The 12,331-nt window shown below is 43.7% G+C and carries 13 protein-coding genes; 6 read left to right on the top strand and 7 right to left on the bottom strand.

The window, feature by feature from the left end; genetic code table 11:
- Positions 1-77 precede the first annotated feature (77 nt).
- Positions 78-524 carry an META domain-containing protein gene (locus tag H735_RS06335; protein WP_020194913.1) on the bottom strand — a complete coding sequence of 149 codons (447 nt, stop codon included), beginning with the start codon at positions 522-524 and terminating at the stop codon, positions 78-80.
- Positions 525-744: 220 nt separating this feature from the next.
- Here H735_RS06335 and H735_RS06330 point away from each other — a divergent pair, with 220 nt between their 5' ends.
- Complete coding sequence (locus tag H735_RS06330; RefSeq protein WP_020194912.1) at positions 745-993, top strand: DUF1289 domain-containing protein; 249 nt, start codon at positions 745-747, stop codon at positions 991-993.
- Positions 994-1,160: 167 nt separating this feature from the next.
- Here H735_RS06330 and H735_RS06325 read toward each other — a convergent pair whose 3' ends face one another.
- On the bottom strand, positions 1,161-1,382 hold the full coding sequence (locus H735_RS06325) for a hypothetical protein (protein WP_009705808.1): 222 nt from the start codon (positions 1,380-1,382) through the stop codon (positions 1,161-1,163).
- A 446-nt stretch (positions 1,383-1,828) separates the two neighbouring features.
- Positions 1,829-3,565 carry a bifunctional UDP-sugar hydrolase/5'-nucleotidase UshA gene (ushA, locus tag H735_RS06320; RefSeq protein ID WP_020194911.1) on the bottom strand — a complete coding sequence of 579 codons (1,737 nt, stop codon included), beginning with the start codon at positions 3,563-3,565 and terminating at the stop codon, positions 1,829-1,831.
- A gap of 348 nt (positions 3,566-3,913) precedes the next feature.
- On the opposite strand from ushA, the gene H735_RS06315 reads away from it, so the two are divergent.
- Both H735_RS06315 and H735_RS06310 read left to right on the top strand, forming a co-directional pair.
- Positions 3,914-4,618 (top strand): GNAT family N-acetyltransferase, encoded by a 705-nt coding sequence (locus H735_RS06315; RefSeq protein ID WP_020194910.1) that lies wholly within the window; start codon positions 3,914-3,916, stop codon positions 4,616-4,618.
- A gap of 15 nt (positions 4,619-4,633) precedes the next feature.
- Entirely contained in the window at positions 4,634-5,149 is a 516-nt protein-coding gene (locus H735_RS06310; protein ID WP_020194909.1) for a GNAT family N-acetyltransferase, read from the top strand.
- 231 nt (positions 5,150-5,380) lie between these two features.
- On the opposite strand, the gene rplY is transcribed toward H735_RS06310, so the two are convergent.
- The gene (rplY, locus tag H735_RS06305) at positions 5,381-5,659 is read right to left on the bottom strand and encodes a 50S ribosomal protein L25 (RefSeq protein ID WP_005442281.1); all 279 of its coding nucleotides are present in this window, start codon (positions 5,657-5,659) and stop codon (positions 5,381-5,383) included.
- 422 nt (positions 5,660-6,081) lie between these two features.
- Between rplY and H735_RS06300 the strand changes: the two genes are divergently transcribed.
- Both H735_RS06300 and H735_RS06295 read left to right on the top strand, forming a co-directional pair.
- The gene (locus H735_RS06300) at positions 6,082-6,816 is read left to right on the top strand and encodes a glycosyltransferase family 2 protein (RefSeq protein ID WP_020194908.1); all 735 of its coding nucleotides are present in this window, start codon (positions 6,082-6,084) and stop codon (positions 6,814-6,816) included.
- A 14-nt stretch (positions 6,817-6,830) separates the two neighbouring features.
- Complete coding sequence (locus H735_RS06295) at positions 6,831-8,192, top strand: LssY C-terminal domain-containing protein (protein WP_020194907.1); 1,362 nt, start codon at positions 6,831-6,833, stop codon at positions 8,190-8,192.
- On the opposite strand, the gene H735_RS06290 is transcribed toward H735_RS06295, so the two are convergent.
- From H735_RS06290 to H735_RS06280, 3 genes are read right to left on the bottom strand one after another with little or no spacing between them, the layout of a single operon-like run.
- The gene (locus H735_RS06290) at positions 8,189-9,538 is read right to left on the bottom strand and encodes an ATP-binding protein (protein ID WP_027726590.1); all 1,350 of its coding nucleotides are present in this window, start codon (positions 9,536-9,538) and stop codon (positions 8,189-8,191) included. The genes H735_RS06295 and H735_RS06290 overlap by 4 nt on opposite strands.
- Positions 9,528-10,187, bottom strand: coding sequence for a response regulator transcription factor (locus H735_RS06285; RefSeq protein ID WP_005442273.1), 660 nt, complete (start codon positions 10,185-10,187; stop codon positions 9,528-9,530). Before H735_RS06285 ends, H735_RS06290 begins: the two co-directional genes overlap by 11 nt.
- A 41-nt stretch (positions 10,188-10,228) precedes the next feature.
- On the bottom strand, positions 10,229-10,648 hold the full coding sequence (locus H735_RS06280; protein ID WP_005442271.1) for a PepSY domain-containing protein: 420 nt from the start codon (positions 10,646-10,648) through the stop codon (positions 10,229-10,231).
- Between the two features lie 338 nt (positions 10,649-10,986).
- Between H735_RS06280 and H735_RS06275 the strand changes: the two genes are divergently transcribed.
- Positions 10,987-12,330 (top strand): GGDEF domain-containing protein, encoded by a 1,344-nt coding sequence (locus H735_RS06275; RefSeq protein ID WP_020194905.1) that lies wholly within the window; start codon positions 10,987-10,989, stop codon positions 12,328-12,330.
- Position 12,331: the final 1 nt, after the last annotated feature.

Genomic DNA, 12,331 nt, shown 5'->3' with positions numbered 1-12,331 from the left:
TTTTAGGAACTTATGTATTTAGAGGCGATTGGTTTACACACTAAGGTTTTAAAACCGCTCTAAAACTCAAGTTATGATTAGTTTACCCATTCACGCAGTGTGAACGTTAGTTCATGATCTGCGTTTTTAAGTACTAGACCTTGGTCAGTCAGAGTAACGTCGCTCCAATCAGAAAGCGTTTCAGACATTACTTTTTCAATCTTCATTTGATCGCCTACACACATCATCATGGTCATGCCCATTTTTTCAATGCGTAGTTGGTTGTCTTTCAGTTCAGCTTGACCGAAGAAGTTGTTACAACCTGCGTTGCCGTTCGCCGTTAGGTTTTCACCGATTTCTAGACGAGGGGCTTTTTGTTGTTCTTCCAATGCGATGTTTTTGCCATCGATTTGAACCAGCTCCCAGTTATGGTGCTGTAGATCCTGAGCCGTAATTTCTTTCACATTATCACCGTTGCTAGCGCATGCAGTCATTAGAACTGGAAGAGAGATTGCTGCTACTAACGTTTTTAGGCTAAGCTTCATTTTATTGACTCCGTTTTTAGAAAACGTGGTAAGTATAGGTAATAAAACACTGTTTTTGTCAGCATACGGTTATGGTTTCGTATGTTTTTAAACACAGCGTATTTTATAACAGAGATCCCATTCCCGGTATTGAAATTCACAGAAAACTTCGAAATTTCTTACAGTTATTCGACTATAAGCGAATCGGGTCTTGATGAGATAACTAAAGAACGGGTTGAGCATGGAGCAACTGGAGTTTTTTACCGTCCCAAGTCCTTGTGTCGGAGTGTGTACCTCAGACGAAAAGGGCTATTGCAAAGGATGTATGCGTAAAAGAGAAGAGCGGTTTAATTGGCTGAGCTTTACCCCAGCGCAGCAGTTGCACGTGATTAAGTTGTGTCGTCAGCGTTATAGAAGAAAAGTACTGGCAGGGAAGGGGAAAGCAGAACTGCCTAAAGATGATTTGTCACCGCAACAAGATTTGTTCTGATGGTTGGATTTGGTTTTCGCTATCTAATCTGTCTTAGCTATATATCTACTTAGCTACCCATTGATTGTCCAGTTCAACAACTATTCCCGGCCCAGTCTGAGAGGCTCATCCATAAGAGCCGGGAAGTTCCTATCCATTTTCTCGCCCAAAAGAGTGAGCGTTTGGCGTTATTTTAAAGACCATTGGTCGCTTACCCAGCCTCCTGCTTGTTCGTCGAAGTGACTCCCGGCAAAGCGGTGGTTTTGTTCAACCTCTAGTTTACTCGCGGGCATTTCATCCATCAGTCGATGGATATAGTTTGCCATTGGATCAGTACACGATTCGCGCTCTCTACGAGTAACCACTTCTTTAATTAATTGCAGTCTATAGCTGTTGCTGGCTCGTTTCATTTTTGACCTCCAGAACTCGATGGCAGCAGTTCGAACACATTGGCGTTCATATCGCTGCTCATTGGCGTGAGCGTAGAAGCCCATCGCCTTCGTTTGAAGTCTGAGAGACAAATTGTTTGAGAGCAGTGTTTGTAACGCCATTCACGTCTTTCTCAGAATCATTGGCTGCATGAATCAAAAATGACTCCAAAAACTCAGTTAATGAATCTGCATATTTGAAAGACCTTATCAAACATAGAAGCCGCACACAGGGGCGTCAATAACACAAATGAACATTTTTTGAACGATTTGTGAAGGTGGCGTTTTATCAGAGATTTAGCGCCAATAAAAAAACCGGAGCCACTTGGGCTCCGGTTGGTCTTAGAGTCAGTCTGACACGCCTTTGTTTCGATTGTTATGCAACCGAATGGCTGTCAACGTCTAAGTGTAGACAATGTCTAGATAGATTAGCTACCAGAAGCAGGACAACCTTTTACTGATTGACCGTTGCTGAAGTACTCGATGTTGCCTAGGTTTTTGTTGTAATCCTCGGCAGAAATCTGAGGATTGTTAACGAAGAACTCACGTAGTACAGATGCATCTGTCATTTGAGTAGATTCAACATTAATGATCGGGTAGTCATCGCCGCCCGCAGCACTGAAGCTGATTACAGAGAAGGTGTACGTCGCTGCTGGATCGAAACCTTTGCCGTTGATGTCTGTGATTGTTACGTCGCTTGCATCACAGTCAACAGTCAGTTTGATGTTATCCAGTTGAGCGTAAGCACCAGAACCCGCTGATTTAGTTGCAACTACGTCTAGGTACTCTTTCACCTCTGCACCCGTCATGGTTGCTTTAGTTACGAAGTTACCGAAAGGTTGTACCGTTAGTACGTCGCGGTAAGTGATGTCGCCAGTTTGGATTGAATCACGTACACCACCTGAGTTCATTACACCGAAGTCAGCGTTAACTAGCTCATAAGTACGGTACGCTTCACCCAATAAGTGGCCAAGGTTTGTTTGTTGAGAACGAACAACGCTGCGGTCGCCTTCAAGCTTGCCATTAGTCTCAGAAACTTTTACGTCTAGTAGTTCTTGACCTTGGTCTTGGTATGGCTGCAGTGTTGATTTCACTGTTGCGTCAGGTTGGATCTCTTCACCGATGAATTGGTAGTCACCATTTTCATCTTTCGCTTTAAGGTTAACTGGAATCAGCTTGTAGCTCGCTAGGTGAAGCTTGTCATCGTAGTATTCAAAGTCCGCACGACCTACGTATTTACCCCACTCATGCGCTTGCATGATCCAAGTACCGTTTTGGCGATCAGGCATACAGTCATCACCTGGTTTGAAGTCTGCGTAGTCGTTAGTGCCTGGTTCCATACATACAGGGTTCTGTGAGTGACCACCGATGATTGCGTTTAGCTTACCATCTTTTACAGAGCGAGCCAGTAGAACGTCACCAGGTGCTTCGCTGCCGTGTTGACCATCTTGGTAGTGACCCATGTGCGTGGTAGCAAATACTAGATCAACGTCTTCATTTGCCTCAATTTCACTCAGTACTTTTTGAATTTCAACTTGTGGATCTTCGAAGTAGATAGTGGCTACGTTGTCTGGGTTTACCAGTTTCGCTGTGTCTTTTGTTGTAAGACCGATTACCGCTACTTTCAAACCGTTTACTGTGAATACTTGGTAAGGGTCGAAGTAACGTTCGTCAGTTACTTTACCGTCTGCATCTTTCTTGTAGATGTTCGCAGCTAGCATAGGGAAGTCTGCTAGTTCTGCTTGCATATCCAATACAGACAAAGCGTTATCAAATTCGTGGTTACCCACAGCCATTGCATCGTAACCAAGAAGGTTCATACCTACGAAGTCTGGTACTGCATCTTGCATATCTGACTCTGGAACACCTGTGTTGATGTCACCGCCAGATAGTAGGATGGTTTCACCACCATTTGCTTCTACTTCTGCGCGAATTGAGTCGATAAGCGTTTTACGTGCAGCCATGCCGTACTCGCCTTTACTGTTTTCCCAAAAACGACCGTGGTTATCGTTAGTGTGGAGAACCGTGAACTTAGTACATGATTCAGCGGTAAAACACGTATTTACGTCACCTTCAGGAGCTTGAACGATAATGGTCTCATCATCAGAACAACCAGCCATGGCAATACCGACCGAAAGTACCAAAAGGGATTTGGAAAACTTCATAAGGGATCCTTTCTTTGTGATTTTGTTATTGTTACGGCGTGAAATATACGGAAATAATGTGAAACTTTAGTGATCTACATCTTATTTATAGTTTTGTTGAATAAGGGAAATTACGGCGCTGCAAAGCATGTCGATAAATAAACAGAAATCGTATTTAGGAAAGGCTTAACCCATTATTGGATTAAAAGTGTGAGCGGTTTAATTGAATGCATTTTGTTTATGTGAATCAATACGCGTTTTGGTGAGATATAAAGCAAACTTTGGTGATTATTTTGCCAAATTCATGTCTTCTTAATGCTAAAGAAACAAATAGTTATACTTTTCTGTACGCTGTGTTGAGAGGAAGGGATGCTCAAAAAAACAACCGCGCTTGCCGCAGAAATCGATTGCTCATGGCAGAAACTGTTCAACGTGAACGGTAATTTGTACAACGGCTATTCTTATGACCCACATTATTGGCAAAAGTTCTCCGATCTTTGTGCTGTATTTTTATACCAATCTGATGCCTGTACGTATATATCCTGTCCTCCAAGTTTATGGGAAAGAATTAAACATTTTCAGACCGATGAGCTGGAGAGAAAATTAAATAACAAGCAATTGTTCTGTGAATACGACGATGTCGACTACTATTTATTTAATGACGATAACGTCAACAAAGACGACGAAGTGATTTCTCTTTCTATTGAGTCGGATCGTGAGTTGCTCGAATCCTTTTTAAGTCGTGAGAGTGAAGAAGATATTTTAAAGGCGGATTTTGACCTCGATAGCCATTTTTTCTATGGCATCTTCGACAACAAAGAACTGGTCGCTGTGCTTGCTTCATACTGTTATCAAGGAAAAGAACCATTCGAGTCTTTGTCCATATTAGTTTCCCCAAATTCGAGAGGGAAAGGTTATGGGAAACGGCTGCTTGGCCACTTAATTAATGAAGTGAAGACTAGGCAGCGCACAATTAGGTATCGAGTAAATATTGAAAATACGATCTCAATAAAGCTGTGCCAGTCATTAGGTTTTGAAGCGTACAGCCGTCAGAGGGTGTTTACTCAGGAATAACGAGAAAGGCGAGCAATGGGATATACAGTTAGAAATGCAGTGAGAGACGAAGCGAGTTATATCGCCAAGATACACGTTGATTCTTGGCAAGTTGCTTACAGAGGGTTGATGCCGCAAAGCTATATTGACCAGTTCACTCGAGAACGTCGAGAACGAATGTGGACGCGAGTGATGACGGAGCAACTGGCAAACCTCATCGTTGTCGAAAAGCAAAAAGAGATTGTCGGTTTTCTGAGTTATGAATTGCCTAATCATTCAAGTGAAGACAAAACGGCGATTGTAACCTGTTGCTATGTTTCCCCTTTATATTACGGACAGGGTGCAGGCAGTGCATTGATTGATGAGTTAGAAACAAGATTGCTCTCAACGCCTGTGATGCAAATTAGCCTTAAGGCGTTAGATACCAATAAGCAGGGGCTGAATTTCTATAAGAAGTGCGGTTTTGTGCGCTCTGGAGAGGAAGAGGCCGAGATTATTGATGATATGACGCTAAACGACGTTACATTGGTGAAGTATATAGCGCGAACCTAGTGCTTAAGCTCACATTTCTCTGAACTGAAATGCCCAATGCAAAGCTTGGTTGAATAGAGAGTCGTTTATCAGAATCTAAGTGTAGGGGAGATTTATGTTTACCCTAAATAGTAAAACCCCGGAGGTGGTAAGTCTCCGGGGTTTTGAAATTTTTTAGATATCTCGGTTGGTAAGTCCGATAATCTTTATGCAAAAGGTTTGGATTTTATCCGTTAATTCCTTGGTAGGGAATTAGATACGGATGAAGTCCATGTGCTCAACTTTTGGCTTGTAAGCGTGACGTTGAACGTCTTGTGGCTTAACTTTAACTTCAGCGCCGTCGATCACTAGAACGATACCTTCGTAGAACTCAGGCTTGTCCATTTGGTTAACGATGTCGTCGTGGTTAAGAACGATAGCAACTGCTGCTGCTTCACCGCCGTATACAACTGCAGGGAATTTGCCAGCGTGACGTAGGCGGCGGCTCGCACCTTTACCTAGTTCAGTACGTACTACTGCTTCGAATTTCATAGTATTTACTCTCAAATTAGTAAAAAATAAAACTTTACAAACACAATGCGACCTTGTGTTCGTAGTAAAGCTTGAAACAGGAACTGTTCAAGCGAGCGCGGATACTATCATCCTGCTCTACATTCAGCAACCAAAATTGTACCTAAATCACCAAAAAGCCAGTAATTCTTCGTCAAGAAGAGTGTCTGTTTTGTGGTGTCGGCAAAACTTTGTTCGCATTGCGCTGATTTTAACCTATTTGGCTCTTTGTCAGCACGTTTTTATTTGCCTAGGACTCAATCCTCTTCCCAAGTTAATTCATTCATTAACGACATCTGTTATTCACAAAATGAACGCAAAATGAATGTTGACCTCAGTAACCGTTAAGTCAGTCGGTTCTATTCTCCATCGTACATAAACGGACAACCTCAATGGAGCACATTATGAATCCTATCAGTATCGTGATTATTACCCTCAATGAAGAAAAACGTATTGGTCGACTACTTGAGGACTTAACCAAACAAACTCACCAGAACTTTGAAGTGATCGTGGTGGACTCGAACAGCGAAGATTCGACACGTGAAGTTGCACAAGCTTACGAAAGCTCATTACCAGAACTTACCGTTCATCAAATGGAGACTCGTGGTGTCAGCTTAGGACGTAACACGGGGGCAGAATTAGCGAAATACGAACGCATTCTTTTCTTGGATGCAGACGTACGTTTGCCAAGCGATTTTCTAAGTCGTGCAATGAGCAAGTTAGAAGACGCCAAGTTAGAAGTGGCCGGCGTCTATATGGGCGCAAAAGACTTACCAATGGCGCACAAGCTAGGCTATGGCATGTTTAACGCAGGTTTGTTTATTACTCAGTACACATTCCCAACTGCGGTAGGTGCTTGCATTTTCTCTACCAAGCGTGCCCACAAAGAGATCAACGGCTTTGATGAGTCTATTACGCTTTGCGAAGATTGTGATTACGTGAAACGCGCTTCAAAAACATGGCGATTCCGCTTTTTACCAATGACGTTCGAATTCGATCCGCGTCGTTTGGAGCAAGATGGTTTCTTTAAAATGGGCATGACCTATTTCAAAGCCAATGTGCGCCGATTCTTCTTTGGGGAAATGCGCAACAACGAAATGGAGTACAAATTCGGTCACTATAAAGATCAACACTCATAATCGTCGGAGGCTGTATGCTGGAAGCGATCAGTCTGTTCTTCGGGGCATTTCTGGATGCGACGATTGGACCTAATCTCTTTGTCCCGGGCGAGCCGTTTCTGCTCGCTGCGGGCTATCAATTACACCAAGGCATCATCTGGGGCGTAATCGCCGTCCTCATTGGTGGTTGGCTTGGTGATCAACTCAGTTACTTTATTGGTAAACGTTCGGGCTCTAAAGCTCAGAGAAAGCTTATTCGTTGGCAAGCTAAGACGAAGCGCCCAATTGCTCGTTGTCGCTTGTTAATGAAAAAGCGTGGTAACGTCATTTTGATCTTTGCACGCCTACTAGGCCCTGTCGCTTGGGTCGTGCCATTTATGGCGGGTTCAGTGAACGTGAGTTGGAAGCGCTTTACTGTCTGTTCATCAATCGGTTTGATACTTGGTGTTGGGCAATTTGTCGTTGCTGGATACTTGCTTGCTTCAGGTTTACAAACTTGGTTGCCACTGGATTCCCTAAAGTTAATCTTAATCGAACATAAACTTCTTATCGCTTCGGTATTGGTGGCTGTGACATTTACCATTGTTGCGTGGCAAAAGAACTGGTCACGCAAATGGACCAAATCCCTGACGGCATTAGTGCTGTGTTTGGTTGCTGCAAACTATGGTCATTTTTTCTATCTTGCTGACGATAATGTTCTGCAAGTCGAGCCCACTGAGATTCAACCAATCGCGTTTAACGATCTTGGTTTTAAAGTGTATCCGGGACGTTCCAATGTGTTTGACGCTCAGGCCGTGAATTTGGTCTACGTCGGTGAATCACCGAGAACCTTAATGCAAGAACTCGGTTGGCTAGAAAATCAAACATTCTCAAGAAACGACATTGAGTTGTCTGACTATGTGAGTTTGTTGAAGCAAAAGCTGCCACCTGTGTCGGATTTGTTTTGGAATGGCAAACCACAAGCGATGGCATTTCAAGAACCAGGAAGCTTACTTAAACGCTCTCATATACGCTGGTGGCAAGCAGGGCTCGAGGCAAGCTCAAATCAGTCGGTTTGGGTAGGGGCGATAAGCTATGATGATGGACTCAAATTAGCGCATTATTCCGGTATTGTTACCGTGCTGCACCGGATTGATCCAAACGTAGACAGTGAAAGAGACCGTCTGGCGAATCAAATCGAGATGAGTCACCTAGCCTTAGTAGGGGAATTGCATTCGTTAGCGCAGCCTGTCGCAATGGACAATAAGCATGACTATTACTCAGATGGGAATGTATTGTTGATTAGCGAGCCTTCAGTCGCTTTAAATGTATCTAATCAGCGCCCAGATACAAAAATGGCACCTAACGATGAAGCATCGATAAGTGCCATTTCAGAGTTATCACCGGGTGTGATTTAAGCTCGACTCTTTTGCAAAATAAGGGTGGCTTTTAAACCGCCCATTTTACTTTCTGAGAGTTCAAGTTGGCCTCGGTAACTGTGTGCCATTTCATTCACGATATTCAAACCCAAACCAGAACCCGGAGTGGTTTCATCCAGTCGGTAGCCACGCTTAATCACTTGGCATAGTTGCTCAGCAGGAATCCCCGGACCATCGTCTTCAATAACGATATGAATGTTGTCTTTGTCCAAGGTTGAATGAACACGAATAATGCTGTTTGCCCACTTGTAGCCGTTTTCTAGCAAGTTACCCACCATCTCATCAAGGTCGGTTTTCTCTACTGCCACATTCAGTTCAGAATCGAGCTCATTAATCAATGTGACATCACGATGTGCATAGACTTTATCAAACGCCATCGAAATGGCATCAACACGCTCTGAAGGGTTCGATTTCACCGAAAGGATATTCATTGAACCAGCCATTCGAGCACGACCTAAGTGATAGTCGATGTGCTGTTGAATCTGCGTGATTGGCGCGTTCAAGCGATCTTGCTCTTCGGGCTTTAAGGTTTGCACTTCGTTTTTCAAAACCGAAAGCGGCGTTTTAAGCGCATGAGACAAATTCCCGGCATGGTTACGAGCACGCTCAAGCAGTTCTTGATAATGGAAGAGCAGGGCGTTGAGGTCTGAGATTAACGGCGAAATCTCTTTCGGGTACTCTTCTTCCAAGCCTTTTTTATTGCCGGATTTCAGTTCGGCCAATTCTCTTTGTAACTTGGTCAGCGGGCTTAAAGACCACGCGATTTGCAGCAAGATAACGGCGAGTACGCCAGCAAACAGCAATCCCAAGATAATCCAAAGTTGCCCAGTTAAAGATTGAATCGTGCCCTCAATTGGGTCTTCGTCGATACCGATGATGACATCAATAGGGCCGTCAAAATCAGGAAGGTAAAGGGTCTTCTTCAACGTGATGAGCTTTTCATCGCGCGCGCCAAAAGCATCTTTATCCAAGCCTTTGTATTCGATTTTTTTGTCCCACAGAGAGCGAGAGCGTTCTAAGCTCGTCTCGGTAGAAGCGCTCCAGTATAAGCCACTGTATGGGCGGCTAAATCTTGGGTCTGAAAGTTGGGTAGGGAGGGTGAGTTTGCCTTTGCTGTCGACTTCAAGCTGGGCGGCGATTTCGTCCATGTAAACATTCAATTGCGAACGAGTGTCGTCCACCATGTAGCTATACACTTGAGTAGGGATTGTTACGCCAGCAGCAAGGATCATTGCGGTCAGCCAAACGACCGCAGCTAAAACTAAGCGACTCTTGATACTGAGTCGCTTAAGTACATGTATGGAAGGCCTTGCTTTATTCGGCATTCAGTTGATACCCCAAGCCACGAACGGTCTTGATGATTTTCGGTGCGATTTTCTTACGAATACGACCGATGAACACTTCAATGGTGTTTGAGTCGCGGTCGAAATCTTGCTTATAGATGTGTTCGACCAACTCGGTACGGGAAATGACTTTTTCAGGGTTGTGCATGAAGTACGCCACCACTTTGTACTCCAGCGCGGTTAAGCTGACAGCTTGGCCTTGCCATAGAACTTTTGATGAGCGCGTATCTAAGCTTAGATCACCAATCTGCATGACAGGTGATGCGTTACCTGAAGCACGACGCAGTTGAGCGCGGAGACGTGCAGTAAGTTCCACCATTTCAAATGGCTTAGTTAGATAGTCGTCGGCACCCGCATTCAAACCTTCAACACGTTGAGATAGAGTGTCACGCGCACTCAAAATCACCACGGGTGTATTAATGTTCTCGTCTCGAATGCCTTTTAGAACCGTCAAACCATCGAGTTTTGGTAAACCAAGGTCGAGTACGATCGCATCCCATTCTTCAGAAGTAGCGCGATACAAAGCATCGATGCCATCTTGAGAAAGCTCTGGCACCCAACCATTGTTTTCCAACGTTTCTAAAATCTGTTCGCCTAGGCGAGGTTCATCTTCGACAACAAGTATTTTCATATTCTTTCTTCTTATTATGCTTAGTGATTATTTATGATTGATTACTGTGGCTTGAGTGCTTTATTAAAGTTACGGCCTTTGATTTCGAGCATTTCCAGCGTTGCTGCGTCGTATTCCACTTTGATTACGCTGTCATTGAACAGGATTTTCAGCTCGTATACCCACTCATCATCGTCTTCTTCAAGTTCTACTTTAATAATACGCCCATACAGATCATTCTCCACTGCTTCATACATATCAGAGAAAGGGCGGATATAGCCTTTCTGAACGGCGCGGTAGACTTCGTCCTGATCTTCATCGAACTCAATTCGTGTTCCTGGTTTTTCGACGTCACGAACAATGGCATGACCGTCTTTGTCATCATGATGATCATGGTGAGACGCAAAGCTTGGTGCAGACAATAAAAGCGGTACTAAACCTAGCAGCACAGGCAGCTTGCGTGGTGTGAAGGATGTAGACATAGCAAAGCCTTTTTCGGAGAGTTAGCAAAATTATATCGGCTCGTACATGAATGGAAAGTGAATACGAAATCGAGTTCAAATTTTTCTACCTTCGTTACGAAAAAAATTAATTTCTGTAATTTAAATGGCTTATAGAGAGATTTAACAGTAATTAGGCACTGGTCGGATTTGCATTTCGCAATATGCCTATAAACAAAAACCTAACAAATGTATATTTTTCGCGCTATACGCTGCTGATATAAATATTACATATAATTGGTCTGGACAAATGATAGGGCATTTTAATTGGATGGCTCGGTGCAGTTCCTAGTGTATGCATGGAGTTCTTAGGGTAGAGAATGCTTCTGTTTAAACTGTCGAAAAATCCTCTGGTCATTTCGTTACTGGTCTATGTTGCTGTCGTTTCTTCGATGAGCTTTTGGGCGATCAATCGCAGTGAAAAAGAGTTTGCTTCTATCGCCAATTATCTGGAGCTCTACAAAAGTACTGCGGTCCTAACTGGATTGAGAATTCAATCTGACCTAAAACACGATTCTCCAGTTTCCCTTACATCAGATCATATAAACCAATTGCAACGAGTTAAATCGCTAAACGATGACGAGCTCAATCACAGCGAAAGGATTGCGTTCACCGTATTAGAAGACCTTTATCAGTACAACCGCGAGCTTGCGGAAAGACCCAACGTTCACATTTATTATCGCTCTTACACAGGGCAAAAGCTTATCTTCTCGAAAGCAGGGGACAACCTTGCTATTGAGCCTTCAATGTTCGATCCCGCTTTATGCAGTCAAACTCGCGATTGCACCTTGAATATGCATGACTCTGATTTAGCCGACCGAGTTGTCTTCTCTGAAAACTTTAATAATACCGAGACAGGAGAAACGACATTCAGCATCTCAAGCCCTGTTTATAGTGACGGGAGCATCGTTGGTGATGTGGTCGTTGAAGTTCACGTTAACTATGAGTTTTTGGAAGGGCAGAGCTTATCGACGGAGAAAGTGAACGGGCATTATTACGTCACTATCGGGCATGCAAATTACCCGTTTTATGATCTCGCTGGAGGGCTAATATTGCCGCTTGATAACGTCAGCGTGGTGATCTATCAATTGCCTGTGGTAAAGGTGATCATCGATAACCTTTGGGTGTTGCTGGTGACTTGGGTTTTGGTTCGAACTTATCACCGCCTTTACTCTTCCAATATAAAGCACAGGGATCACTTAGCGCATGCGATTAAAAGTGCTAGTCGGGATGAGCTGACCGAGTTGTACAATCGCAAGGTATTTGAAGATCAGGACTTTGAAGACGCACTTAAAGATGGACACTATTCGGTGATTCTTATCGATGGTAAAAAGTTTAAGCAAATCAATGATACCTATGGACATAAAGCGGGTGACCTAGCGCTTATTCATATCGCAAGAATGATGAAGTCGACCTTTAGGCAGAGTGATTGGTTGATTCGCCTTGGTGGTGATGAGTTTGTGGTTGTTATGCCACATTGCCCGCTGGAGTCTGCAGAGGAGCTTGCTGCCAATTTGCGAGATAGCATCGCTGCACGACCTTTAGTGCGTTATGGCATAGAGGTTGGTGTGACGACGGGGGTGGCTAAAGGAACGAGTGACGAGTCTCTGCTTGATGTGATTGAACTGGCTGATCAAGACATGTATCAGTACAAGGACATTTGAG

The sequence above is a fragment of the Vibrio owensii CAIM 1854 = LMG 25443 genome (genome assembly GCF_000817815.1).
Taxonomy (GTDB): Bacteria; Pseudomonadota; Gammaproteobacteria; order Enterobacterales; family Vibrionaceae; genus Vibrio; species Vibrio owensii.
Note: the sequence above shows the minus strand (reverse complement) of the source record. Positions and strands in the feature narration are given on the sequence as shown.